26 protein-coding genes are annotated in these 24,361 nt (G+C 34.6%); 19 read left to right on the top strand and 7 right to left on the bottom strand.

The genetic code is table 11. From position 1 onward, the window contains the following. Window positions 1-117: 117 nt before the first annotated feature. The 8 genes from wecB to AC4BD1_RS02395 all read left to right on the top strand — a co-directional run bounded on the left by wecB (window position 118) and on the right by AC4BD1_RS02395 (window position 8,076). Window positions 118-1,215: a non-hydrolyzing UDP-N-acetylglucosamine 2-epimerase gene (gene wecB / locus AC4BD1_RS02360; protein WP_206910651.1), complete on the top strand. Its 1,098-nt coding sequence runs from the start codon at window positions 118-120 to the stop codon at window positions 1,213-1,215. Window positions 1,216-1,343: 128 nt separating this feature from the next. Then, entirely contained in the window at window positions 1,344-3,524 is a 2,181-nt protein-coding gene (locus AC4BD1_RS02365; protein ID WP_490485768.1) for a MucBP domain-containing protein, read from the top strand. 14 nt (window positions 3,525-3,538) lie between these two features. Next, the gene (locus AC4BD1_RS02370) at window positions 3,539-3,898 is read left to right on the top strand and encodes an LPXTG cell wall anchor domain-containing protein (RefSeq protein ID WP_206910656.1); all 360 of its coding nucleotides are present in this window, start codon (window positions 3,539-3,541) and stop codon (window positions 3,896-3,898) included. After that, a complete protein-coding gene (locus AC4BD1_RS02375; RefSeq protein WP_490485769.1) occupies window positions 3,895-4,473 on the top strand; it encodes a WxL domain-containing protein in 579 nt (192 codons plus the stop codon). Before AC4BD1_RS02370 ends, AC4BD1_RS02375 begins: the two co-directional genes overlap by 4 nt. 85 nt (window positions 4,474-4,558) lie before the next feature. Next, window positions 4,559-5,620 carry a WxLIP family cell surface protein gene (locus AC4BD1_RS02380; protein WP_490485770.1) on the top strand — a complete coding sequence of 354 codons (1,062 nt, stop codon included), beginning with the start codon at window positions 4,559-4,561 and terminating at the stop codon, window positions 5,618-5,620. 4 nt (window positions 5,621-5,624) lie between these two features. Next, window positions 5,625-7,025 (top strand): hypothetical protein, encoded by a 1,401-nt coding sequence (locus AC4BD1_RS02385; protein WP_490466876.1) that lies wholly within the window; start codon window positions 5,625-5,627, stop codon window positions 7,023-7,025. Next, the gene (locus AC4BD1_RS02390; RefSeq protein WP_206910670.1) at window positions 7,025-7,372 is read left to right on the top strand and encodes a hypothetical protein; all 348 of its coding nucleotides are present in this window, start codon (window positions 7,025-7,027) and stop codon (window positions 7,370-7,372) included. Before AC4BD1_RS02385 ends, AC4BD1_RS02390 begins: the two co-directional genes overlap by 1 nt. Continuing rightward, window positions 7,369-8,076, top strand: coding sequence for a class A sortase (locus AC4BD1_RS02395; protein WP_490466877.1), 708 nt, complete (start codon window positions 7,369-7,371; stop codon window positions 8,074-8,076). Before AC4BD1_RS02390 ends, AC4BD1_RS02395 begins: the two co-directional genes overlap by 4 nt. 387 nt (window positions 8,077-8,463) lie before the next feature. Here AC4BD1_RS02395 and AC4BD1_RS02400 read toward each other — a convergent pair whose 3' ends face one another. Beyond that, on the bottom strand, window positions 8,464-8,790 hold the full coding sequence (locus AC4BD1_RS02400; RefSeq protein WP_490485771.1) for a hypothetical protein: 327 nt from the start codon (window positions 8,788-8,790) through the stop codon (window positions 8,464-8,466). Between the two features lie 338 nt (window positions 8,791-9,128). On the opposite strand from AC4BD1_RS02400, the gene AC4BD1_RS02405 reads away from it, so the two are divergent. The 3 genes from AC4BD1_RS02405 (at window position 9,129) to AC4BD1_RS02415 (ending at window position 10,403) form a co-directional block, all read left to right on the top strand. Beyond that, on the top strand, window positions 9,129-9,332 hold the full coding sequence (locus tag AC4BD1_RS02405; RefSeq protein WP_490466879.1) for a hypothetical protein: 204 nt from the start codon (window positions 9,129-9,131) through the stop codon (window positions 9,330-9,332). A gap of 26 nt (window positions 9,333-9,358) precedes the next feature. Then, window positions 9,359-9,724, top strand: a complete 366-nt coding sequence (locus AC4BD1_RS02410) for a hypothetical protein (RefSeq protein ID WP_490466880.1) — start codon at window positions 9,359-9,361, stop codon at window positions 9,722-9,724. A gap of 145 nt (window positions 9,725-9,869) precedes the next feature. Next, the gene (locus AC4BD1_RS02415) at window positions 9,870-10,403 is read left to right on the top strand and encodes a DUF6568 family protein (protein ID WP_490466881.1); all 534 of its coding nucleotides are present in this window, start codon (window positions 9,870-9,872) and stop codon (window positions 10,401-10,403) included. Between the two features lie 102 nt (window positions 10,404-10,505). On the opposite strand, the gene AC4BD1_RS02420 is transcribed toward AC4BD1_RS02415, so the two are convergent. Then, window positions 10,506-11,183 (bottom strand): hypothetical protein, encoded by a 678-nt coding sequence (locus AC4BD1_RS02420; RefSeq protein WP_490485772.1) that lies wholly within the window; start codon window positions 11,181-11,183, stop codon window positions 10,506-10,508. A 214-nt stretch (window positions 11,184-11,397) separates the two neighbouring features. Between AC4BD1_RS02420 and AC4BD1_RS02425 the strand changes: the two genes are divergently transcribed. Further along, window positions 11,398-11,643, top strand: coding sequence for a hypothetical protein (locus tag AC4BD1_RS02425; RefSeq protein ID WP_206910679.1), 246 nt, complete (start codon window positions 11,398-11,400; stop codon window positions 11,641-11,643). 36 nt (window positions 11,644-11,679) lie between these two features. Here the strand turns inward: AC4BD1_RS02425 and AC4BD1_RS02430 are convergent, their stop codons facing one another. The 3 genes from AC4BD1_RS02430 to AC4BD1_RS02440 all read right to left on the bottom strand — a co-directional run bounded on the left by AC4BD1_RS02430 (window position 11,680) and on the right by AC4BD1_RS02440 (window position 15,326). Further along, window positions 11,680-13,098: a helix-turn-helix domain-containing protein gene (locus AC4BD1_RS02430; RefSeq protein ID WP_206910681.1), complete on the bottom strand. Its 1,419-nt coding sequence runs from the start codon at window positions 13,096-13,098 to the stop codon at window positions 11,680-11,682. Window positions 13,099-13,911: 813 nt separating this feature from the next. Further along, complete coding sequence (locus AC4BD1_RS02435) at window positions 13,912-14,427, bottom strand: LURP-one-related/scramblase family protein (protein WP_206910683.1); 516 nt, start codon at window positions 14,425-14,427, stop codon at window positions 13,912-13,914. 26 nt (window positions 14,428-14,453) lie between these two features. Then, on the bottom strand, window positions 14,454-15,326 hold the full coding sequence (locus AC4BD1_RS02440; RefSeq protein ID WP_206910685.1) for a Cof-type HAD-IIB family hydrolase: 873 nt from the start codon (window positions 15,324-15,326) through the stop codon (window positions 14,454-14,456). Window positions 15,327-15,451: 125 nt separating this feature from the next. On the opposite strand from AC4BD1_RS02440, the gene AC4BD1_RS02445 reads away from it, so the two are divergent. The 4 genes from AC4BD1_RS02445 (at window position 15,452) to AC4BD1_RS02460 (ending at window position 18,485) form a co-directional block, all read left to right on the top strand. Beyond that, a complete protein-coding gene (locus AC4BD1_RS02445) occupies window positions 15,452-16,132 on the top strand; it encodes a uracil-DNA glycosylase (protein ID WP_206910687.1) in 681 nt (226 codons plus the stop codon). Window positions 16,133-16,283: 151 nt separating this feature from the next. Further along, complete coding sequence (gene pta, locus AC4BD1_RS02450) at window positions 16,284-17,264, top strand: phosphate acetyltransferase (RefSeq protein WP_071868813.1); 981 nt, start codon at window positions 16,284-16,286, stop codon at window positions 17,262-17,264. A 230-nt stretch (window positions 17,265-17,494) separates the two neighbouring features. Further along, the gene (tsaE, locus tag AC4BD1_RS02455) at window positions 17,495-17,968 is read left to right on the top strand and encodes a tRNA (adenosine(37)-N6)-threonylcarbamoyltransferase complex ATPase subunit type 1 TsaE (protein ID WP_490466882.1); all 474 of its coding nucleotides are present in this window, start codon (window positions 17,495-17,497) and stop codon (window positions 17,966-17,968) included. Further along, a complete protein-coding gene (locus AC4BD1_RS02460; protein ID WP_490486009.1) occupies window positions 17,961-18,485 on the top strand; it encodes a GNAT family N-acetyltransferase in 525 nt (174 codons plus the stop codon). Before tsaE ends, AC4BD1_RS02460 begins: the two co-directional genes overlap by 8 nt. A 519-nt stretch (window positions 18,486-19,004) precedes the next feature. Here the strand turns inward: AC4BD1_RS02460 and AC4BD1_RS02465 are convergent. Both AC4BD1_RS02465 and AC4BD1_RS02470 read right to left on the bottom strand, forming a co-directional pair. Next, window positions 19,005-19,538 carry a 3'-5' exonuclease gene (locus AC4BD1_RS02465; protein WP_206907019.1) on the bottom strand — a complete coding sequence of 178 codons (534 nt, stop codon included), beginning with the start codon at window positions 19,536-19,538 and terminating at the stop codon, window positions 19,005-19,007. Window positions 19,539-19,617: 79 nt separating this feature from the next. Beyond that, a complete protein-coding gene (locus AC4BD1_RS02470; protein WP_206907021.1) occupies window positions 19,618-20,373 on the bottom strand; it encodes an exodeoxyribonuclease III in 756 nt (251 codons plus the stop codon). Between the two features lie 117 nt (window positions 20,374-20,490). Here AC4BD1_RS02470 and AC4BD1_RS02475 point away from each other — a divergent pair, with 117 nt between their 5' ends. From AC4BD1_RS02475 to AC4BD1_RS02485, 3 genes are all read left to right on the top strand, one after another. Continuing rightward, complete coding sequence (locus AC4BD1_RS02475; protein ID WP_490466883.1) at window positions 20,491-21,411, top strand: Gfo/Idh/MocA family protein; 921 nt, start codon at window positions 20,491-20,493, stop codon at window positions 21,409-21,411. A 72-nt stretch (window positions 21,412-21,483) separates the two neighbouring features. After that, window positions 21,484-22,410, top strand: coding sequence for a UDP-N-acetylmuramate dehydrogenase (gene murB / locus AC4BD1_RS02480; RefSeq protein ID WP_490466884.1), 927 nt, complete (start codon window positions 21,484-21,486; stop codon window positions 22,408-22,410). Between the two features lie 393 nt (window positions 22,411-22,803). After that, entirely contained in the window at window positions 22,804-24,318 is a 1,515-nt protein-coding gene (locus AC4BD1_RS02485; protein WP_206907027.1) for a flavocytochrome c, read from the top strand. Window positions 24,319-24,361: the final 43 nt, after the last annotated feature.

Genomic DNA, 24,361 nt, shown 5'->3' on the forward strand with positions numbered 1-24,361 from the left:
ATGGTACGGAAAAATAAACGAAAAATTTATAGCAGAAATCTTTTATATTTACTGATTGTTTTTGGCATATTAGCTCTTTTTTTACTATCAGTATAAAGGAAATGGAGAATGAAATATATGAAAAAAATCCTGATAATTTTCGGGACCCGTCCTGAAGCAATCAAGATGATTCCGTTAATTTTAGAAATGGAATCAAGTAAAATGTTCAAACCAATCGTTGTTGTAACTGGTCAGCATCGAGATATGTTGGATCAAGTCTTAGAGTTATTCGAGATCACGCCAGCATATGATTTGAACATTATGAAAGAAAACCAAACATTAGCAGATACTACCCAAATGATCTTAGAAAATTTAGGAGATGTTTTAGAAATAGAGAAACCAGATATGGTATTTGTACATGGTGATACGACGACTACTTTTGCTTCAGCGTTAGCAGCGTTTTATAAACAAATACCGATTGGTCATGTTGAGGCAGGTTTACGAACGTGGGATAAACACAGTCCGTTTCCAGAAGAGATGAACCGACAAATGACGGATGTTCTTAGCGATATTTATTTTGCACCAACTACGATCAGTAAAAAAAATTTAGTAAGAGAAGGGCATATCGAAAAGAGAATCTTTGTCACGGGAAATACAGCAATTGACATGATGAATTATACGATTCAGGAAAAATATGAGAATTCAATTTTAGAAAAAGGAAAGCGAACAATTTTAGTCACGATGCACCGAAGAGAAAATATCGGTCAGCCTATGATCGACGTTTGTCAAGCAATCAATGAACTGATTGCTGAATTTCCAGATGTTAATGTCATTTTTCCCATTCACAAAAACCCTAAGGTACGAAATTTAGTTGCTAGTCATTTAAGTCAATCGAAACAAGTGAAGCTGATTGAACCATTATCTGTTAATGATTTTCACAATGTGCTTAGTCGTTGTTATTTAGTTCTTACTGATTCAGGTGGAGTACAAGAAGAGGCACCCTATACAGGTGTTCCTGTTCTTGTGTTGAGAAATACAACGGAGCGCCCAGAAGGTGTAGCTGCAGGAACCTTAAAATTGATTGGAACTCAGAAAGAAATGGTATACAAAGAAGTTAAAGAACTACTTGTGGATGCTTCTGTGTATGAAAAAATGAGTGGGGCAACCAATCCATATGGAGACGGCCACGCGAGCAAATATATCCTTGAAGCATTAGCAAATTATTTTCATTTTTGATTTTTTTTATAAATTCAAAATGGCTTTTGAAAAATAGAAAAGAAATCATAGTGAGAAGAAGGTATTCTAGATTACGAAAGGGGGCGTTATTTTCTAAGATGATAGAAAGGGGAAGGAGGGAAGCAAACTTGAAAAGAATCAAAAAGAAGACATTCAAAACGATTGGAATCAGTTCGATGTTACTTCTAAGTGTATCTTCCAGTTTAGTAGGCTCAAGTGTCTCGGTAGTTGCTGAAAGTTCAAAAGAAGTCGTTGAAAAAACGATTAGTAGTACGGATCCGACAAATGAAAAAGTAACAGTTGATACGACAAGTACTAGTGAGACGTCAACTTCAGAAACGAAAACTAGCACAGACCCAACGACAGACAAAACTGTAACAACTGATACAACTACTAAAGCAAGTGACGATGATCAAAAAATCAATACGGTATCTCTTGAAGATGGAAGTGTTTCCTATAGTGCAGATGCTAATGAATATTCTAAGGGTGGAAGCTATGAAGGAAAGGTTCATCTAACAAATAAAGACGGTAATTCGATTCCAATTGGAACAAAGATCGTTATCACATTTCCGTTAGATGGTATTGATATCAATGGTTTAGTCCTTTCAGATCCAATAATTGCGGAGTACTTTAATGCGACGAAAGATCCTGCTACTGGAGTAGTGACTTTTGAGCTGAAAAAAGAAATTGTGGGGAATGCAGATATTTCATTTGTTGTTGCAGGAACAATCATTGGCGAAGAGGGGAAAAGCTATAACGTGAATATTACTTCTACTGATCCAGACGGTACGACGCACGCTGTTAACAATGCGAATCCTAACTTTAAAGTAAAAGATGATGGAGAAAATCCGCCACCTGCTTACGGACTGGCAAATGCCTTTTGGGGAATCTCGACAGAAGATGCTGGTAATTTTATTGGTAAGAACGGCACAGAGGTTGAAGGTCTTCCAACAGGAATGTTTGGTCGTGGAAGTGACGTAATCCAAAACTTTGTTGAGGCCAATCCATTGATTAACTACGAGCTAGGACCAGACGATTTCTATACGATCATTTGGCAAATAATTCCTTACGATGGTGAAGGAAATCGAGTAACCGATGCGAATATCTCAGTTGATGCCAGTGATTTTAAGTTATATAACCGTTGGTCAACTGGCAAATTACAAGCAATTGATCCCAGTGAATATAACTTACGAATAGAGCCTTCTGGAGGTATTCAAAAAGTAACTGCTACATTTAGAACGAAAAATGAAGGTAGTTTACTTGGTAGCAAAGTCAGAGTCTTGATGTCAGCGCAAGCACATGTTGATAGTGATTCGCTTACTTATCATACAAGTGCATGGGTTTATAAAACGAATAAAGCTACTAGTGAAACAATAACCGATAGATTTGACTTAAATAACTTATTTAGCAGTGAAGGTGAAAGTACAATTTTTCCAAATATAAAGGCTGAAGATAAAACCTTCTATACAGGTTATTTGAATGATTCGAACATCAAAGAAGAAATCATGAAGAATATCACGGCGAAAGACACGAATGATGGTGATATCACTAAGGACATCACGGTTGATTACTCACAAGTCAATCCGAATGTAGTGGGTGATTATCCAGTTGAATACACAGTAACGAATTCAACCAGTCATACTACTAAAAAAACAGCGATAATTCATATTATCGAAAAAGCAGCAGCAGCCCCCATTACAGTGATGTACCTTGATGAAGATGGCAACGAAATCGCACCTAACAAAGTGCTCATTGGAAAAATCGATGACCCTTATCAAACAGAGGCGCTAACGATCGACGGGTATCAGCTATTGACAACTCCAGATAACGCAACCGGTAAATTTACGGATCAAGCACAGACCGTTAAGTATGTCTATCGTGGAAATTTGTTATTTGTGGAAGCACCTGAAACAATCAGCTTTGGTGAACACCCTCTATCAGGAAATGATGAAACGTATCCTATACAAGACAAAAAGAATGATTTGAAAATTCAAGATTTCCGAAAATTAGGCTCTCAATGGAGCGTAACTGCACAACTCACGCAAGAATTTACTGGTAAACAAACGGGTAGAAAACTTGATGGAACACTGAATTATAAGGATGAAAACGGTGTGGTACAAACTATTAATTCAGCTAATTCTGCAATGATTTACTCAAAACAAACTGAAAACCATGAAGTGACGGATATTTCTCAAAACTGGAATGATGACTTTGGACTATTCCTTCACGTGAAGTCGGGTGGCGCAGTGCTTGATGAATACGATGCAACGATACAATGGACTGTTGAAGATACAGTTTCCAATAATTAGGAGAGGCGATCGAGATGAAAAAAATGAAATTACTGACATTAATCGCTTCCGTTTTTATGATATTTGCTTGTTCATCACGAATTACACTCGCACGAGAAGTTGACAAACAAGATTCTCAAGCTGTTGTCGGCTTCTACAAAACTTCTGACGATAATTCGAATAGTAATTCATCAGATCAACCAGATACTTCAGGCAAGATTAATGATCAGCCACAAGAAAAAACAGAATCACCAAAAATTGACCAAAGTTCAGGAAAAAACCTTCCAAAAACAGGGAGTCAAGATGAACGTTATTTATTTATTATTGGGTTAGCCATAGTTTTATCTATGTTAATTATATTTTTAAAAAAAAGAAAAGAGGACGAACAAAAATGAAAAAACTTTTATTATCAACAGCAATCTTATTCGGTACTTTAACAATTGGTGGGACTACAATCCATGCTGACGCAGTGGATTCGAAAATAACTGACGGAAATGTCGGCTTTACTACACCTGCTGATGGATTGAAATTAATCGAAGCAGCAAACTTAGATTTTGGTAATCATCCAATTTCTGCAAACGACGAAAGTTATAAATCTGAAACAGATACAAAAGCAACTGTTCAAGATATTCGTGGAACACTAACAGGTTGGAATTTACAAGTTGCTCAAACAGGCCAATTTAAAAATGGTGAAAATGAATTGACAAATGCACAAATCACATTGGATACACCAACGTTAGATGCATCATCAACTGCGGTTGCAAACGTTAAAACAGGCATTGCATTGAAACCAACAGGTGAAGCAAGCTTAATTATGGATGCTCAAAAAGGTGAAGGGAATGGTACAGCAGTTGAAAACTTTGCGAAAGGTTCTTCAACATTAAGTGTTCCAGGTGCTACTGTTAAAGTCCAAGGACAATACAAAACAACTTTAACATGGACATTGAATGATACAGTTGAAAATAACTAAAACTGTATAATTTAACCATTGATATAGCAAGATGACTGCCAAAAGTCATCTTGCTATCTTTTGTAATTTTGGAGGAGAGTGCAATATGAAAAAAATAATAAGCTACCTGGCAATTTTAGGGATTGCTTTATTCGTTACTCTGATTAGCTTTAATCCAGTCTATGCTTCAGGTGTAGACTATACAGTTCAACCACAGTCATCTGATAAACAAGTTGATCCAGCACTTACGTATTTTGATTTGCGACTTGAACCTAAAACAAATGACAAACTCAACGTGGTAGTCAAAAACGCTAGTGATCATGAAATCACTGTGTATACTTCTGTCGATGTGACTTCTACCAACTCAAATGGAGTGGTTGAATATAAAAATAGTAAAAATTTCCAACATACTCAGTTAAAAAATAACTTGTCAAAGATTATTCAACCAGATGTGAAAGAGATAAAATTGAATGCAAAAGAATCAAAGATTGTCTCTTATACAGTTAAGATGCCAGAAAATGAATTTGATGGTGTGTTAGCTGGAGGAATCAATTTTATTCAAAAGAACAGTGACGACAAAGATGAAGAGAACAAGAATGGGATGGCAGTTAAAAATGAATATGGTTATACGATTGCTGTGGTTTTACATGGAAAGAACAAAATCACAAAAAATAATGTCACTTTGAGCAAAATCACACCAAATCAAATCAATGGACGAAATGGGATCAAAATTCCAATTCAAAATGAAAGTGCCGCTTTTTTGAATAAAGTTCAAGTGAAAGCTGCAATCTATACAAAGGAGACTGACGAAAAGAAATATGAGACAAATGTGTCAGGTGCCCAAATTGCCCCCAACTCTGTGTATGATTTTGACTTAAGTTTGAATGAGAAAAAATTAGAGCCGGGTAAGTACACTGCCAAAGTCACTGTATTATCAAAAGAGCAAAAATGGGCATTCACACAAGACTTTACGATAAAAAAAGAAGTTTCGCAAAAATTAAATGAAAAAGCCGTTGTGAGGGCCGAGGACAGTTACACGTTATATATCATCATTGGTATCATTCTATTCGTATTACTTTTATTGCTTTGTATCTATCTTTTTGTTCGAAAAAATAGGGAAATTAAACGGTTGAATAACCAATTAGAAAATAAAAGAAAAGTTAAGTGAAGTGATGAAGACAATATTTTCTGATAGTGAATTTGATAAGTTAAGAGTGTTCTCCTTCATAGAAAATGCCGAAAATGAATTCGTATCTGTCAAAGATGTTGAATCAAAATTTGATATGACTTATTTTATTGCGAATAAAGTAATTAATTCATTGGTCAGTGACTTAGAGTCAATGGAGCTAGATGAATTTTTCTTTATTGAAAAAGTAAACAATAAGTACCGGTTTCAGAAGAATGGGTTAGATTCAATCAACAGACTTATTTGGAAATATGGAAGAGAATCCTTTGTTTTCTCATTACTTGATTATTCGATCCAGTTTCCAGAAAAAACAATTGAAGATTTCTCGTTTGATTATTATACGAGTTTATCAAAGGCTTATAAAACTAGGACAGAATTGATTGAATTTTTTGCTCAGTATTCGATTGATTTCTTTTCACATGACTATCTTGAAGAAGAATTCAGATTTTTAGTGGCGCAATTATATACAGGCATCTTTAAATTTTATGAATATCCGTTCGGGGCAGATATTTTAGATCAAGTAACAGATATCATCGAATTTTTAAAGACCAAAAGAATAATTATAGATATCAATGGATTTGAAAAACTAAATTTAGAGATGTATTTGGGACTGTCCTTATTAAGGATCAAGGAACAGGTTTCAACAGACAAAACAACAAAAAAGTTGTTTGAGTTGAAAAGAGAAAATTTAATAGATATCAAGAACTACATGAAAGAAAAATCATTTAGTGAAGAAGATATAGAAATGTTATTCAACTTCCTTTATGTTAATCAGTTCATTGATAAGGATTATAATCGTTTGGATATCAATCCAGAACTGAATAAGAAGATGAACTTTATTTTAGAGCATTTTTTTGCAATTCCTGAGATTCAAGTAGAAAAAGAACGTTTAGTTGATCCCATACGTAGCATTCTGTTAAAACACGTAGTATACAAAGGATTAATAATGGATCAGCAAATTTTTAACTACTTGAATGTTTTGGAAGAAAATTATGGTGAAATCATTCAAGTAGTGAATCATTTTACTAAGAACGTGGAGATAATCAAGATTATTGGAAATCAAACAGAAAATAAATCACTCTTACTAGAGCTTACTTTTTGTTTGATCAATAAAATATCATGGAGTGCATTAAGAAAAGTAATTACGATATCTGTCGATTTTTCAATTGGTCCTGAATATAACTGTTATATTATGGAAATGATTGAAAATCTACCGTTTGCTAATTTAAATGTGAATAATATTTTTAATGAAGAAACAGATATTTATGTATCAGATGTCTTGGGAGATAATCTCAACACACATTACATCATTTGGAACAGTCCGCCAACAGCAAAAGATTGGAAAGTGTTCGGCGATTTAGTCACAGAGTTAAAGGATAAAAAATAATGAAAAAATATATGTTGATCGTATTATTTAGCAGTTCTTTGTTAGCAATCGCTAACCAGGTAAATGGTCAGACAAATGCTGATTTGACTTCGCAAACAAAGAATCAAACCGTTGAACAAGTCCATGAGCATCAGGATGTGACGGATGTGACTAGAATCGGATTTTATAGAAAAAGAAGAGAACGTTCTCCGTTATTAAATCAACCAGTCCACTTTGCACCAAGGCATGAACTTAAACCAGTCGTTACGAAATTGAATGATGGTGGCTTGCAAAGCTCTTCGTTGGGTAATATCTATAGTTCCATTTCAGGTACATTGATATTTGGTCAAAAGAGGTTGCTGAAATGATAAAAAAAGTAATCCAAATTTGTCTATATAGTATTGTTTTTTTATTTGGTTTAGGGCTGATTTTTCATCAGCAAATTCAGAATTATTTTATGGTAAAAATGGAAACAGAGTATAATATCAATCATTTTTCTAAAGAAGAAATCAAAAAAAATGAGCAAAGACAGGATCAAAATTATGATTTTGCAAACGTGGAATCCATTGGCTATGGAGAAATATTAAAATCAAGGTTAGGAAAAAATAGTTCAGACCTACCAATTATTGGTGGTGTCGCGATACCTAATATAGAAATTAATTTGCCGATTTTCAAAGGTATTTCCGAGTACTCACTTTTATATGGTGCAGGTACTTTATTTGAACAAGAAAAAATGGGAGAGAAAAATTATATATTAGCTAGTCATCGAGCCTCTAATCCCAAATTATTGTTTACACCGCTTGAGAGGATTACTCTCGGAGACAACATTTATATTACGGATTTAACAAATATCTATATTTATAAAACAACGAGTAAGAAAAAGGTACCACCCTCTGATACATCTGTATTAGCTGAGCCAGAAAATCAAAAAATAATTACATTGATTACTTGTGGCGATATGCAGGCAACAACTCGATTAATTGTTCAAGGAACTTTGGTTTCTAAAATAAAAATTGATAAAAAAAGTGAATCTTTACAGCGTATATTTGATGCACCTGTTCGAACCTTCTAACATATATCAAAAAAGAAGTAGACAATGTGCTTTCCTTTCGACGAATCGTTTGTTTATTCACACATAACTTGAAATTTTGAGTTGGCGAATGTCTACTTAGTCCATCATAATAAAAAAACAAAGCATATACTTGCCTTCACTCAAGGACTTTTGCCTAAGTTTGAAGGCAGTTTTTTTGTGTTCATTGTAGTGAAAAAAAGCTGAATTACTAGTGGGATTCACGAATAAAATCATTTTTATAATCTCGGACATATTCTTGGATGGTTCGTGGCGGAGGATGTAATACCTGTTCAATCGTGCTCGTCACTTTTTTAGCATTCCCTAACTGAGTAATCAGATAAAGCATCACCATGACATGTACATAGTCTTTTGGTATACCACGCTGAATCAGTACTCGACGAAGATTAAATAAAGTTGGTTTACTGTAAGTGATTTTTGTGCCCAAAATCGTGTCATTACTTCAGTTATCTCGTCATAAGTTAGTACTCTTGCTCCAGTGAGTTCTAACTCTTGGTTCAAGTAAGCATAATTTGTTAAGCAATCAGCAGCTACTTCACCAATATCTCTGGTATCAATAAAATTTGTTTTTGAATGACCAGCTAGAATAAACAGAGCATGGTTGTTCTTGATATCATTCTGATATGTCGTGTTTAAATTTTGAATGAAGAAATTAGTATGGATAAAAGTATGAGATATCTCTGCTTCACGAATCATTTTTTCAATTCTATGATGAGGAGCCACCAGTTTTTTTTCAACACCAATTAAAGAAACGAAAACGATTTGCTCGATATTTTGTTGTTTGGCATAGGCTAAAAAAGAAGGTATATCTTCTTTTGGTTGTAGAAGACTACATGAAAATTTAAATTGTGAGAGAAATCAACAATTTTTATAGTATATTAGTTATTTTAAGTAAACCAAAAGTGATTTTTTAGCTTATTTAAGTTATCTATTGTTGGAATATGGGAATTAACATTTTCTGTTGTTGTTATTTGATGGTAAACTATTTTTGAAATCAGCTGAATTCAAAAATAATATTTACAGGGGGAACAATAATGCCCAAAAAAGTATTTGTACTATTTTCTGTACTGTTAGTTTTACTTAGTGTAGTAGTACCTGCATCGGTTTCAGCTCAAACCATCGAGAAAAATCAGCTATCAAAGGTAGAATTAAGTGAAAGCATGAATTTCCAAAAAGGAATTAAAAAATCAAAGCTGGTTTTTGCTAATTTATCTGATCAGCAAAAAAAGCAGAGATAGATAAATTAGCCAGTGAATTAGAGTTTATGTTTACACAAGCATTACTAATAAATGAACAAGGAGATATTGTTGGTATTGATTATGCGAAGCTAGAAGAGAAGTATGGGACAAAGCGAACTAATTCTCAGGGGTACTCCGAAATAAAAGATTTCAGTTTAGTACGACAAAATAATTTGGTGCGTGGTGCATTTTTAGATTGTATGTCAAGCTCGATAAAAGATTTCATTGGTGCAACTTTATGGTCTGCAATTATTAGTGCCGGTGTTATGGGGTTCATTAAACAAATGGCATGGCGTGAAGTAGCTGCTTTAATTGTTGAATTTGCTGGTGCAGAATTTACAGTAATAGCATTGGTAGGAACATTATCATGGATGGCAATAAACTGTGCATAAGAGACTCTACTGCTTACCATTCATTGTTTCGTTTGTTGTCATTTTCGGAGGTTATGGGGGAGTTGATCTGATTACTTCTCATACTTATAACATCATCAGATACATAAACTTGTTCATCACTATAAATATATTCATGACAATTTATATGCTAGCAAAATTATCAAAAGAAGAAAAACAGAAAAAAAAGTGGTTTTTATTTGGGTATCTTTTTATTCTAATTCTTTGTAGCGTATTCGCTCATGCAAAATATGACCATTCAATGATTCCGGTTGAATCGTTTACAAATCAACAGATGTTAATAAATGTAGATAAACGCGACTTGGAACTGACAAAAGAAAATAAACGATTTTATAAGAAACATACAGAAAAATTTACGAATATTTCTTCTGATTTCTCTTTATCTAATCTCAATAAAAAAACTGGATATCTTTATGTTGGAAGAATCACTTGCGAGTTTTGTCGGTCCTTCATACGCTATACTGCTTATACGAACCAAAAGATAGATCAGCCTATCTTTTATATAGATACTGATAGGTTGACATTTCAAGAAAAGCAGATAATGTATGCTAAGTTAAAGATTTCTGGCGTGCCATCTTTTTTTAAAACAAAAAAGGGGAGTTACACACGATTTCAGGGCAATACTATCGCTGATTTTAATTATTTTGTTCAGGGCAAGTAAGTTACCTAGAATTCAATTTTGAAAGGAGGGATGACACAAGTTGTCATCCCTCCTTTTTTGATACCTCGGTCCTTTTTTAGAGTTAACTGCTTGAACAAAATCTTATTTCACAATGGCGCTAGTATCTGACGTAATATAAGTTTCCTCTACGGTCGCATTCAGAGGCTCTGTTTGTTCGTCCCATTCTTGTGCACTATATTTTAATTTTGCTTGAAACTCATAACCAATCAAGGTATCTGGAATGGTCACATCTGGTCGCTCAGCTAAAATTTGTCCATAACTGAGTACAAAATTTAAAGAAATAGTTCCTTCATCTAATTCACCAGTTTCTCCTTTCCAAAATGTGTCGGGTAGGTGTACAATAATACGATTGTCAGAGACATCCATGATTTCGGTAGTCAATTTTGCTTCTTCATGGCCAAATATTGAAGAATAAGAAACATTTCCACTAATAAATGTTAGAAAATTTGGTAAATGAGTAATCTGAGTGAATTCTTCAGGGATCTGGAGAAGAATAGCAGCGTTGTCGCCTTTGATAAAATCAGTATTCTTTACTGTATAATGAAGTGTTTGAGTGCCTGTAAAAGGTAATTCTTGAATGTAAGGAACCATTTGACCAGCTAGTACTCCACTTGTTCCTTCTTTTATTTCGGTTTGTTCCTCAAGCGTTGTCGCGAACGAATGGGTTGTAGTGTCGCTGACTTGTGCATAGGCTACTGGACCAGTCAGAGTTACAATGAATAATGTAGTAATTAAACTTGTTTTTAATAACGATTTCATTTTTTATACCACCTTTATTTAATTATTTTTAATCATCATATCACTAATATACACGTGCTTTTTATTTGGATTTTAAATGAACTTTAGAAAAAATAAATAACGAAAGTTTTTTTGGCATATTAAAAAATAGATTTGAAAAATAAAAAGGAGGAAATAGTGAATCATTGCTAAATTAAAGGTGTAAAAAAATAAACATAGAGGAGGAACGTATAGTATGGATGATGAAAGGAAGAAAGAATTAGATACCACAATTATAGAAAATAAACGATTTTGTAAAAAATTATTGGATAAAAATTTAGCGGATTTAGAAAAATTGATAGAAAATTATCAAGAAGAAAAGGGATATTCAGAAATTTTATTGATTGAAAGAATCAAAGATATTACGAAAAATTTAGAGGATATTTCAATTGATATTTATACGACTGATGAAATTGAACGCACGTTGTTCACGCTTATCTGAAAAAAAAGTCTGGGACGCATTTATACGCCCAGACCTTTACTTGATTGGAGGCTGTTTGCCTAGAAACTGTTGTAGTTTTTTCCAATCATTAATACTTGGTGGATAAGCCCATGAAACAATTTGTGTACAGTCTTCAGATGATGTTTCGAAATCTTTGAGCCGGTCAGTGATGAGAATATCAGGATGATCAGTGGTCAATTTGATACTTGAATGACTGTTTAGACTTAGTTTTGAAAGAATCAACCTTTGGTATTTTGAACCACCAATCAAATCTAGTTTAAGCTTGATTTCACTAGTAACAATGTTTTCAAATAGTTCATCAAGAATAAGTAAAAAGATAAAAATAATATAGCGGTTTTGACTATTGAACATATCAAAAGAGTCATCAAATAATAAATGAATCAATTGAACTTTATCGGGAAACAACTCAATTAAGTAAAATTGTTCAACAAAAAATAAAGCATCTACCCGTTTACTATAGATTAAGAAAACATCTTGGATAAAGTTTTTCATTTTGAAAAAACCATAATCAGGATTGATTCGATTTTTAAATGAAAGATTTTGTTGATCTAATCTATCAATTATACGAACTGTTTTGGTATAGGCGACTGAAACTAACTCAGAATTAATAATTGTTGTCGACATGAGGAGGATGTTTTCTACTTCTAAGAAATATTTAATTTCCTGATACCAAGTTAACGCAGTCTTTTCAGAGAGAGCAAATCTTTTTTGCAAGTCTTGGGTAAATTGATTCTCATAGCTAGTATTTGTGAAAATCGAATCAACTAAATAATAATTTCCTTTCATTCTGATAATGCCAATTGTGACATAGTATTTAATTTTTTTCCTATCTTGTGAAGAAAGATTTGCTAGCTTGAAATGAGTTTCGATTTTTCTGGTCAGATTTTCAGCTTCCATTTCCAATTTATTGGAAAAAACATAATCTTCATTTCTAAAAATGTTGATATAGATGGAATAAAAAAGATTTCGAATACTCAATTCATCACCAGAAATACATAAATTTTCGTCCAGTTTTAAATGATAACCATTTAAAAATTTGTCTAATTTGTTAACGATGCTATAGGCATAGGAAAGGCTTAAGAAATTGTCATTCGCAAATTTAGTTACACTATATTCTTTTTTCAACAATATACGATCGAGCAGTTTGAAAGCCATATTATTTTTACAATAGTTTTGAATGAGAAGGTTAAAAAGAAAACTTGAATTTGCTTTGATGAAAACACTACCACGACTGCTTTTATCAATCAAAGTAAAATCACTACGATAATAATATTTGACATCATCGTTTAAATTATCTACCAATTTAGATACTTTGTAATAGGATAATCCGCTATACTTTTCAATTTCTTGGATGCTTCGTTCCTTATTTGAATTGATTAGATAGAAAAAAATCCTTATCTTAGATTGTTCTTCTTTCGATAGTAAACTTTCCATTTTCAAGCTCCTTTTGATAAAAACAATACAAGCACTATTGCCTTTACTATAAAATAATAGAATTATAAAAATAAAATAACTCTTTTGTGTTATATATAAGAGTTAAATTGTTATAATATATTATATAAATATTATAACAATAATTAGTATAACATAAACAAAAATAACATCTTTTTTAATATTAAAATCCTGTTTTAAATAATAAAAAAGACGTTGTATGTACGTTATAGTAGAATTTATTACAATTATTCATCCGCTGTTTATCTCAAATAAATGATTTGATTGTTGAATTATGCTGAGAATGAAAAATCAAAAAATAGTTTCCTGTTGTGTTAAATTCTGTAACATAGCAGTTGTTTTCTAATGGATTCAATCTTTAATGTTGTTATCAAAAGAGGAATTTAAATAAAATAATCATCCGATTTTTTATTTTTTAAATCAAAAGTGAAAATAAAAAAAGTATTTACTTGTGTGTTTTGCTATACTTTTTTTGTGTTGATCACAAATAGAGTAATGCCCAATTCTATTTACACTTCCATCAAACCCAGATTTATTCCAATAGCCATTAACGCTTGGTTCAGTAAAGTGATCATTGCTGGACTTTTTTTCTTTCATTTTTTACTTCATATAATACGGATAGATGAATTATTTTTGTCTGGTAGCTAATATTATTCTTGTTGCTTTCATTAAATGGAGCATTTGAACGCTGTTATTACTATTACTTAGGCTGTTTCTCTGGCTAGTCAGATCATTAATAAAAAGCCCTCCCAAAAAGATTAACTTTTGAGAGAGCTTTTTATTTGTTGAAAGGAGCTAATTCAAATCCAACCGAAAATCAAGTGGACGCTCCTTATTTTTGCTTTTATGATAGAGCCAATAATCTAAAACAGCAGCAATACAAATGCAAAGTGGCGCATCTTCATCCTTGGTCACATCTAGTACATAGTAATCACCAGTAAACAACGTAGCTTTGTTCATCGCCATGATTGGCTGATTGAAATGATGGATGTGGTAACGATGATTGTAAATATCACCTTGAACTGTCCAATGAAGGTGACGAATATAATAAAAATCACCTGGCCAATTAAAAATTTTCTGCATGGTGCCAACTTTTTCAAAATCTTTGTAAAGTTCAAAGCGAGTACCAAATGTCAGGCTGACTTGCTTGATGTGCGCAACGAGTTTTCCATTCATTGAATAAAGCGAAAGTGCATCGCCTTTCGTTCCCCAACGACCAACCATTAAGAAAAGTGATTTTCCATCCTCATTTTTAACGATTGTTCGAGTCGCACGACTAAGCTGTTTTTCTTGAATGAAAAATTCTGACATCGTTATCCCTCTTTTCTAACTAAGAACTATAAGTCTTCAGCAATCGCACGTAAAATTGCTTTGCCAACGCCAGATTCTAAATTCGTTGCAGTTGTGTATTTTGCATATTCTTTCACGTCGATTTCTGCATTTCCCATAGCGAAGCTCACGCCTGCTACTTGTAACATACTGACATCATTGAAATTATCTCCGATAGTCATAACATCGTCTAAAGAAATGCCACGGTCGTTTGCTACGTGGGCAACAGCAATCCCTTTTTGGGCGTTTTTATGATTGACTTCAATATTGTTTTGACCAGAAGAAGTAACTGTTAGATTACCAAGCTCGTCAATTTGTTTGCCGACAGGGCCCAGAACACTAGGTCCTTCAGTATGGAAACAAATAATTTTTAAGACTTCAATTTCCTCATCTTGTTGTAAAAGATTGCGAATACTATCGATGTAATTAATATGAAGTAATTCTAAATTTGCAGAAGCCATTGCGATGGCCATTTTGTAAGTCAAATGTGGTAAGTGCGTTGCAACCATGGAAGCAAAACTTTCAATTCTTTTTGCTTGGCTTTCAGAATATAAGCCTTTATTTGTCGAAACTTCATAATAGATGTTGTTTTGATCTAAAATGTCTAGTACAAGTGTTGCTTCTTGATTGGGGATAGCAACTGTAAAAAGAGAATTGCCTTCTTTATCAAAAACTTGCGCACCGTTTAAAGTAATCATTGCACAATCGATACCAACTTCGTCTAACGCTGCACGCGCTTCCTGATAATTACGACCAGTGGCTACCATGAATTCGATTCCAGCTTTTGTGGCAAAGCGAATCGCTTCGGCATTTTCCGGTGTCACGCTCATGTGTGAATCTAATAATGTACCATCCATATCGGATGCAATTAGTTTGATCATAATTGTTTACCGTTCCTTTCTAATTCTTCTTCTTAGTTTACCATATTAAGGAGGCGAGGCGGAGAAGATTGTCCCTTGTTTAAGAATAATTTGTAGGTTATCCTTTGAAAAGGAGGTGGAGGATTTTGAAAGAAATCATTCATAATAGTTGGCAAGAAATCTTAGCAGCTGAATTTGAAAAACCTTATTATCAATCTTTACGTGAATTTTTAAAAACAGAATATCAAACACAAAAGATACATCCCGATATGTATCATATTTATGAAGCATTAGAATTAACGCCCTATGAAAAAGTCAAAGTAGTCATTTTGGGTCAAGACCCTTACCATGGTGTAAATCAGGCACATGGTTTATCTTTTTCAGTACAACCAGGCGTGAAGACACCGCCCTCACTGGTAAATATTTACAAGGAAATGCAGTCGGATCTGGGAATTTCACCAGTCCAGCATGGGAATCTAGTCTCTTGGGCAAAGCAAGGCGTTTTATTGTTAAATACCGTCTTGACTGTTCGAGAAGGACAAGCCTATTCACATCGTGGCAAAGGCTGGGAACAATTGACGGATCGGATCATTGAAAAATTAAATGAACGAGAACAGCCAATCGTCTTTATTTTATGGGGGAAACCGGCTCAAGAAAAAATCAAGATGATTGATCGTAGCCGTCATATCGTTTTGACTTCTCCACATCCAAGTCCATTGTCAGCACATCGTGGCTTTTTTGGCTCGAAACCATTTTCAAAAACAAATGATGCGTTGGTAGCTTTAGGTGAAACACCCATTGAATGGCAACTACCTGAAACAGTGTAATAAAACAGCGCTTTCCTGTTATAGTGCAGTTGTATATATATGTGAAAAACTTCATTTTTATAGCATTTATGACTAATACAGATAAAATAAACTGTTCTTTTTTTTGAGAATAGTGTATGATTGGATATATAAAATATCTGGAGGTCATCTCGTGGAATTGTTTGATAATTTAAGATTTAAAATTGTTCGTCGTGGTATTAAAATCGTTTTTCCAGAAGCAACTGATGCAAGAATTTTGGGAGCTGCCGCTCGTTTGAAAGCAGAAGAATTGATGGAACCAATTTTGATTGGTAACCCAGAAGAAATCAAAAATGCAGCTCATGCACGCGGTATCAAGGCTTCAGGTTTTACAGTCATTGACCCTGCTAATTATGCACAATGGGATGAAATGGTTGATGCTTTTGTTGAGCGTCGTAATGGAAAGGCATCCAAAGAACAAGCACAAGAAATTTTAAAAGATGTCAATTACTTTGGTACAATGCTGACTTATATGGGAATTGCTGATGGCATGGTTTCTGGTGCTATTCATTCGACTGGCGACACAGTTCGTCCAGCATTACAAATCATCAAAACAAAACCTGGTGTGAGTCGTACAAGTGGTGCGATGATCATGGTTCGCGGAAGAGATCAAGAAAAATATGTCTTTTCTGACTGTGCAATCAATGTGAACCCAACGGCTCAAGAATTAGCTGAAATCGCGGTAGATTCAGCGAAAACAGCTGAGTTATTTGACATCGAACCAAAAGTTGCGTTGATGAGTTTTTCAACAAAAGGTTCTGCTAAAGCAGCTGAAGTAGATAAAGTCGTAGAAGCAACAAAAATTGCGAAACAATTAGCACCTCAATATATGATTGATGGTGAATTACAATTTGATGCTTCTTATGTGCCCGCAGTTGCACAATTGAAAGCACCAAATTCGGATGTTGCAGGACAAGCAACTGTTTTCGTTTTCCCAGAGTTACAATCTGGAAATATTGGGTATAAAATTGCGCAACGTTTTGGTAACTTTGAAGCAATCGGCCCAATCTTACAAGGACTAAACAAGCCAGTTTCTGATCTGTCACGTGGGGCAAATGAAGAAGATGTTTATAAATTGTCTATTATTACTGCAGCGCAAACTTTGATGGACTAATAAGGTCGCGAAAAAGGGTGTGGTACCAAGCGTTCATTTTCAGATAAAGAATGAACAACTGGCTCCAACAAGCAAGTCAGCGACCGTTTTATTTTCAAACATTTGATTCTTGATAAGGGTGTATGACCTCGGTCGTGCACTCTTATTTTTCTTTAAAAATTGGCTGTTCCGCGTTATACTTGCACATAGAAACAGGACGAAGCATAGAGGATAGAAAGTAGAGAAGAGAAATGATTGAATTAACAGGATTAGAAATGACGGAAGAACTTGCGAAGGTAATTGGAGAAGTTGCTGAAGCTGGTGATAATTTGATATTAACGGGTGATCTTGGTGCTGGAAAAACGACAATGACTAAGGGAATTGCTTTGGGATTAGGCATTGATCAAATGATCAAAAGTCCCACATATACAATCATTCGTGAGTATGGACAGGGAAGATTACCGTTGTATCATATGGACATCTATCGTGTGGCGGCAAGCGGTGCAGACTTGGGATTAGATGAGTACTTTGAAGGTGATGGACTATCTGTTATTGAATGGGGAAATTTATTGGAAGAAGCTGTGCCAGAAGATTATCTGGAACTGATTTTAGAAAAAAGTGATACAGATTTGAACAAACGCTATGTGAAATTTCGCGCATATGGTAGTCAAGGAGCAGATTTTGAAAAAAGAATACGAAATGGATGGGAAAAAATCAATGGCTGAGGAAATTAGTGTGGTAATCCGTGAGGCTACTCCAGAAGATGCGCAAGAAATTTTGTCAATGAGTAAACAGGTTGGTAGCGAAACAGAGTTTTTAGTGATGGATGAAGAAGGATTGCAGTTATCACCAGAAAGACTGGCTTTAGAACTAGGTTATTTGGCTGAAAGTACGAATAATTTGTTGTTGGTTGCTTTAGTTGGGGAAAAAATTGTTGGGACAGCTTCCGTAAAAGCTACTAATGAATATCGAATCGCTCACATCGGAGAAATTGGAATTAGTTTACTAAAAGAGTATTGGGGATTTGGATTAGGAACATTGCTGATTGAAGAAATTATTGATTGGGCAAAGAACAGTAAAAAAATTTTTCGCTTAGAGTTACAAGTTCAAGTTCGAAATGAACGAGCAGTACATTTGTATCAAAAATTGGGGTTTGAAATCGAATCAACGATGCCAAGAGGTGCGAGAAGTGATGCAGGTGAATTTTTAGATGTTTATCAAATGAGTTATTTGGATTTATAATATTAGATCTGTTTCTGCTAAAATAATCAAATCAAGTGTGGGCACAAAAAGACGAGTTTTATCAATAAAATTAAAAACAGGAGAACAACAATTGTCAAAAGCTAAAAAAATTTGCTTATAATAGGGATAGGAATTGTTGTTTATTTGCTTACCGTATATCTTTATGGACACATCATTTTATTTGCAGATTCTTTCGATCAATTGTATCAATCTGATTCAGGGATAATTAAAAATTTTAGTAGTGTTTTGCTAAGGTTATTGTTTACCCCAGCGCTCAGACTTATGAAAATTATTGTATGAATAGTTCTTCTGGTTATTGTAAATAAAAATAAGAACCTTGTTTATCGAATGGATAAACAAGGTTCTTATTTTTTAAATTTTGAAGTGATTTAGTCGTTCGGAGCTGGACACTTCTTTCCAATAAGCCCAAATGACTAAAAAATTTGAGAAGCAATTTCTGGTCATTTATTCTTATTTCTCGAAGCTGAACGCTTGGCTCCATAACCTTTTTTCACAATCTTACTTCAAAGTAACCAATTTCTTAAGCGGCTCCGTCCCAAAATGCTTTTCTTGATAAAGCAAAATTTCAGCACAAGCTCGACTATCTTCTAACGCATCGTGATGATGATCTAGTGAAATAGAAAGATTCTCACAAACCGTATTGAGTTTATGGTTAGGGAATTCTGGAAATAGTTTGCGACTACTTTTCACCGTACATAATGATAAATAATTTGGTTGATCGAGGTGATAGTAGTCCAAACAGCCGGCTAACACTTTAGTATCAAAAGCGGCGTTATGCGCAACTACTAGCCGATTTTGTTGAAAATAATTTTGAATCGTTGACCAAACTTCTGGAAATTTTGGTGCATTTCGCACATCTTCTTGATGAATGCCATGAATTTGAACATTACGCCAGAAAAAAGGTGTTTCCGGCTGGATCAAGGTATAGTATTCATCAACAATCTGACTATTTTGAACCATCACTAATGCCAATGAACAGGCACTATGTGGTTGATGGTTAGCTGTTTCAAAGTCCATTGCAACGAAGTTCATTTTCATAAACCCCCCTTTAAAAAGTATTCTAACATAGATTATCGAAAAATAAATTGTTTCTAGAAATCAAAACAAATCGTTACATTTTTAAGTCTAGCTCTACTGGGCAATGATCACTACCAAAAATTTCAGTATGGATTTTGGCATCGATTAAATTGCTATCCAAAGAACGACTTGTTAAAAAATAGTCGATGCGCCAACCGGCATTATTTTTCCGTGCATTGAAACGATAGCTCCACCAAGAATAAATGCCTTCTTGCGTTGGATAAAAATGACGGAAAGTATCAGTAAATCCTGTAGCAAGCAAATGAGAAAAGGCATTGCGTTCTTCAAGGGTAAAGCCAGCATTCTTTTGATTTGTTTTCCAGTTTTTTAGGTCAATTTTCTCATGTGCTACATTTAAATCACCACAGATGATGACTGGCTTTTGTTTGTTTAACTCATTTAAGTAGTTTTCAAAAGATTTTTCCCATTCAAGTCGATAAGCTAATCGCTTTAATTCGCTTTGCGAGTTTGGCGTGTAGCAGGTAACTAAGAAGAAGTTTGGGTATTCTAATGTAATCAAACGACCTTCTTGATCGTGTTCATCAATTCCCATACCGTAAGAAACAGTTAGTGCCTCTTCCTTAGCAAAAATGGCAGTACCTGAATATCCTTTTTTGACTGCGTAATTCCAATATTGATGATAACCAGGCAAGTCTAACGCTATTTGTCCTTCTTGTAATTTCGTTTCTTGTAAACAAAAGAAATCTGCATCTAACTCATGAAAGACTTCCATAAAATTCTTTTTCATAATCGCTCTAAGGCCGTTAACATTCCAAGAGATAAGTTTCAAAATAGACACTCCTTTTTACTTAAGTACGTCTTTTTTCTGTTCTCATTGTACTTCAATTTTATCAAAATGAAAAATGGTGTAAAATTAAGTTAAGAAAGAATTATTGGAGGAGAAAAAATGAAGATTGGCGTAATCGGTATTGGCAACATTGCAGAAAAAGCGTATCTACCCACTTATGCAAAAAATCAAGGAACATTGACCTTTTATTTTGCAACTAGAAATGAAGAAACGAAAAAAAGAATCAAAGAGATGTATGGCTTTTCTCATTTGTATGAAACGATTGATGAATTGATTGCAGAAAAAATCGAAGCATGTATGATTCACGCAGCAACAAAAGTTCATTATGAACTCGCAAAAAAATGTTTAGAACATGGAATCCATGTATTTATTGATAAACCATTAAGTACTTCGTTGAATGAAGTAGCTGAGTTACAAGCTTTGGCAGAAAAAAATCAAGTTGTATTGATGATTGGGTTTAATCGTCGCTTTGCACCGATGGTTGATGAATTGAAGCAATTGCCTAATAAACGTCTGATCCAGTTGCAAAAAAATCGAATAGCTGCACAAGAAACAACGGAATTTGTTGTGTATGATCTTTTTTTACATTTAGTAGATACAGCTGTTTATTTATTGGATGAACCCATTACTCGAGTGAACAGTAAGATCATTGAACAGAATGATTATCTAGAGCTTGCAATCTTGCATCTCGAAACGGCTAATCAAACGGCTATTTTAACAATGGATTTGAGAAGTGGTGCGAATACGGAACAGTATCAAGTAACCAGTGAACAAGGGACTTACGAAGTTCGTAATCTGACACAGATGACGATTCAACAAGAGGGACAAACACGACTAAAGGAATTTGGCGATTGGACGAATACTTTAGAAAAACGCGGGTTTGAGCCAATGGTCATGGCATTTTTTGAACAAATTCAACAAGCGCAATCAAATAATCAACAGTTAAAACAAGCAGGAGTCTATCAGAGTCACGAGCTTTGTGAACAAATGATCCGGGTGCATCTTCGTCATCTGCTTTAACATCGAGGGTAGTAACTTTGTTTTAAGCGTGATAGAATGATGTGGATGTTTGAAAAGAAAGGAAAATCCTCAGTGAATAAAGAAGAATTAATGAAGCACTTACCAGAGATAACTTTGCTCTTAGATGAACCGTTGATGAATTATACATTTACCAAGACTGGTGGACCAGTAGATGTCCTTGCTTTTCCAAAGAGAAAAGAAGAAGTCAAAGAAATCGTTGACTATTGCAGAATGAATCAAGTGCCTTGGATGGTATTAGGAAACGCTAGCAATTTGATCGTTCGTGATGGCGGGATTCGTGGTGTAGTTATTATGTTGACTGAAATGAATGCTGTTCATGTAGAAGATACAGTTGTTGTGGCAGAAGCAGGTGCGAAACTAATTGATACAACTTATGCAGCTTTGGCGGAATCATTAACAGGCTTTGAATTTGCTTGTGGAATTCCAGGAAGTGTTGGCGGGGCTGTTTATATGAATGCGGGAGCGTATGATGGTGAAATCAAGGATGTCCTTGCAGAAGTCGATGTTTTACTTGAAGATGGAACGATGCAAACACTAACCAACGAAAAAATGAATTTTTCTTACCGTCATAGTGAAATCCAAAATATGAATGCAATCGTGTTAGAAGCACGTTTTCAATTAAAAAAAGGAGACTACCCACAAATTAAGGCGCGAATGGATGAACTAACTGAATTGCGTCAATCTAAACAACCTCTTGAGTATCCCTCTTGTGGCAGTGTATTCAAGCGTCCTGTTGGGCATTACACTGGACAATTGATCCAAGAAGCAGGTTTACAAGGTTTAAAATGGGGTGGCGCACAAATTTCTGAAAAGCATGCAGGATTTATTGTCAATATTGATCATGCAACGGCGACAGATTATGTGGAATTGATTGGTCATATTCAACAAGTCATCAAGGAAACGTTTGATGTGGAATTGGAAACGGAAGTTCGAATCATTGGTGAATTAGCTCCAGAAAAAAATTCAACAAAATTTTAAGAGAAGGTTGTGGCACCAAGCGTTTAGCTCCGAAAAAATAAAGAATAACTGGCAAAAATGGCTGTCCATATTTTTGGACAGTTATGAATTATTTCGAGGAGTTGCTTGGGGAACACCGTGAAGAAGGTTGTGGCACTAAGCGTTCAGCTCCGAAAAAATAAAGAGAATAAGAAACAATTTCTTACAAGTTTGTGTGATTATTTAAGAAATGGCGTTAAAAGTTGTGACAATCGTCACAACTTTTTTTGTTGATCTAAAATTATGTTATTTCTTTATTTGTCAAATGCTTGATAGTGTCTGATTTTTTTATCTGTCTTTTAAATTTTTCTCATAGCTGTTGTTATTGTGATTTTGTTCACTTATAATGAGCTTTGGGAAAAAAGGAGGAAAAAAATGAAAAAATTATTAGCGAGTTTATTTATTGTGACATCTGTTATCACGATGAGCGCCTGTTCATCAGATAATTCAGCTTCAAAGGAATCATCAAACTCAAGTACAAAAGAAACAACAGATGTGTCTTCTGGTGCATCTGAACAAGCATATACAGATCCAAAAGAAATGAAAGATTCCTATGACCTAGTGATTGTTGGTGCTGGTGGAGCTGGAATGACTGCTGCAATTGAAGCAAAAGATGCTGGATTAAATCCAGTTATTTTGGAAAAAATGCCAGTTGCGGGCGGAAATACTTCAAAATCTTCGAGCGGAATGAATGCCTCTGAAACTAAATTCCAAAAAGCAGATGGCATCACAGATTCAAATGACGCGTTTTATGAAGAAACCTTAAAAGGTGGTGGAGGAACGAACGACAAAGAAATGTTACGCTACTTTGTTGATCATTCAGCAGACGCTATTGATTGGTTAGACACAAATGGTATTACTTTAGATAACTTAACGATCACAGGTGGGATGAGTGAAAAACGTACGCATCGCCCATCAGATGGTTCTGCAATTGGTGGCTACTTAGTTGAAGGGCTTTTGAAAAACGTTCATGAACGTGAAATTCCAATTTTTGTAAACACTGATGTTACAGATATCAAGAAAAATGACGGTACAGTGAATGAAGTAACTGTACAAGTACAAGGTGAAAAACCAAAAGAAATCACTGGAAAAGCAATTGTTGTAACAACTGGTGGTTTTGGTGCAAGCAAAGAATTGATCGAAGAATATCGTCCAGACCTGAAGGGTTATGTAACAACTAACCAAGAAGGTTCAACGGGTGATGGCATCAAGATGATTGAAAAACTTGGTGGACAAGCAGTGGATATGGATAAAATTCAGATTCACCCAACTGTTCAACAAGACAAAGGTGTTTTGATTGGTGAAGTTGTCCGTGGTGAAGGTGCAATTCTTGTCAATAACGATGGTGAACGTTTTGTAAATGAAATGGATACTCGTGATAAAGTATCAGCAGCAATTACTGCTTTGCCAGACAAATCAGCTTACTTGATCTTTGACCAAGGCGTACGCGATCGTGCGAAAGCAATTGATTTCTATGATGAAAAAGGCTATGTTACAGCTGGTGATAGCATTGAAGATTTAGCAAAAGCAATCAATATTCCTGAAGAAACATTAGCAAAGACAGTTACTACTTGGAATAGCGAAGTAGCAGATAAAAAGGATACACAATTTAATCGTACAACTGCGATGGACAATGATTTATCAAAACCAAAATATTATGCAATCAAAATCGCACCAGGGATCCACTATACAATGGGTGGCGTGAAAATCAATACGAACACAGAAGTATTGAATGCAGATAATGAACCAATTAAAGGTTTATATGCGGCTGGTGAAGTAACTGGCGGCTTACACGGGGATAACCGAATTGGTGGAAATTCAGTAGCAGAAATTATTATTTTCGGACGTCAAGCGGGGCAACAAGCTGCCAAATTTGTTTCTGAAAACTAAAAACAAGCTTGGGATAAGTAATATCCCAAGCTTGTTTGTTACT

The organism is Enterococcus sp. DJ147D b, from assembly GCF_058216655.1.

What these genes read in the sequence shown, in the direction of transcription:
- AC4BD1_RS02460 (WP_490486009.1), top strand. Translation starts at nt 17,961, where the DNA reads ATGGCTGAGGAAATTAGTGTGGTAATCCGTGAGGCTACTCCAGAAGAT.
- AC4BD1_RS02380 (WP_490485770.1), top strand. Translation starts at nt 4,559, where the DNA reads ATGAAAAAAATAATAAGCTACCTGGCAATTTTAGGGATTGCTTTATTC.
- AC4BD1_RS02400 (WP_490485771.1), bottom strand. Translation starts at nt 8,790, where the DNA reads ATGATTCGTGAAGCAGAGATATCTCATACTTTTATCCATACTAATTTC.
- AC4BD1_RS02485 (WP_206907027.1), top strand. Translation starts at nt 22,804, where the DNA reads ATGAAAAAATTATTAGCGAGTTTATTTATTGTGACATCTGTTATCACG.
- AC4BD1_RS02375 (WP_490485769.1), top strand. Translation starts at nt 3,895, where the DNA reads ATGAAAAAACTTTTATTATCAACAGCAATCTTATTCGGTACTTTAACA.
- AC4BD1_RS02430 (WP_206910681.1), bottom strand. Translation starts at nt 13,098, where the DNA reads ATGGAAAGTTTACTATCGAAAGAAGAACAATCTAAGATAAGGATTTTT.
- AC4BD1_RS02390 (WP_206910670.1), top strand. Translation starts at nt 7,025, where the DNA reads ATGAAAAAATATATGTTGATCGTATTATTTAGCAGTTCTTTGTTAGCA.
- AC4BD1_RS02385 (WP_490466876.1), top strand. Translation starts at nt 5,625, where the DNA reads ATGAAGACAATATTTTCTGATAGTGAATTTGATAAGTTAAGAGTGTTC.
- AC4BD1_RS02475 (WP_490466883.1), top strand. Translation starts at nt 20,491, where the DNA reads ATGAAGATTGGCGTAATCGGTATTGGCAACATTGCAGAAAAAGCGTAT.
- AC4BD1_RS02435 (WP_206910683.1), bottom strand. Translation starts at nt 14,427, where the DNA reads ATGTCAGAATTTTTCATTCAAGAAAAACAGCTTAGTCGTGCGACTCGA.
- AC4BD1_RS02425 (WP_206910679.1), top strand. Translation starts at nt 11,398, where the DNA reads ATGGATGATGAAAGGAAGAAAGAATTAGATACCACAATTATAGAAAAT.
- AC4BD1_RS02405 (WP_490466879.1), top strand. Translation starts at nt 9,129, where the DNA reads ATGCCCAAAAAAGTATTTGTACTATTTTCTGTACTGTTAGTTTTACTT.
- AC4BD1_RS02410 (WP_490466880.1), top strand. Translation starts at nt 9,359, where the DNA reads ATGTTTACACAAGCATTACTAATAAATGAACAAGGAGATATTGTTGGT.
- wecB (WP_206910651.1), top strand. Translation starts at nt 118, where the DNA reads ATGAAAAAAATCCTGATAATTTTCGGGACCCGTCCTGAAGCAATCAAG.
- AC4BD1_RS02465 (WP_206907019.1), bottom strand. Translation starts at nt 19,538, where the DNA reads ATGAACTTCGTTGCAATGGACTTTGAAACAGCTAACCATCAACCACAT.
- AC4BD1_RS02420 (WP_490485772.1), bottom strand. Translation starts at nt 11,183, where the DNA reads ATGAAATCGTTATTAAAAACAAGTTTAATTACTACATTATTCATTGTA.
- AC4BD1_RS02440 (WP_206910685.1), bottom strand. Translation starts at nt 15,326, where the DNA reads ATGATCAAACTAATTGCATCCGATATGGATGGTACATTATTAGATTCA.
- AC4BD1_RS02370 (WP_206910656.1), top strand. Translation starts at nt 3,539, where the DNA reads ATGAAAAAAATGAAATTACTGACATTAATCGCTTCCGTTTTTATGATA.
- AC4BD1_RS02415 (WP_490466881.1), top strand. Translation starts at nt 9,870, where the DNA reads ATGCTAGCAAAATTATCAAAAGAAGAAAAACAGAAAAAAAAGTGGTTT.
- tsaE (WP_490466882.1), top strand. Translation starts at nt 17,495, where the DNA reads ATGATTGAATTAACAGGATTAGAAATGACGGAAGAACTTGCGAAGGTA.
- AC4BD1_RS02395 (WP_490466877.1), top strand. Translation starts at nt 7,369, where the DNA reads ATGATAAAAAAAGTAATCCAAATTTGTCTATATAGTATTGTTTTTTTA.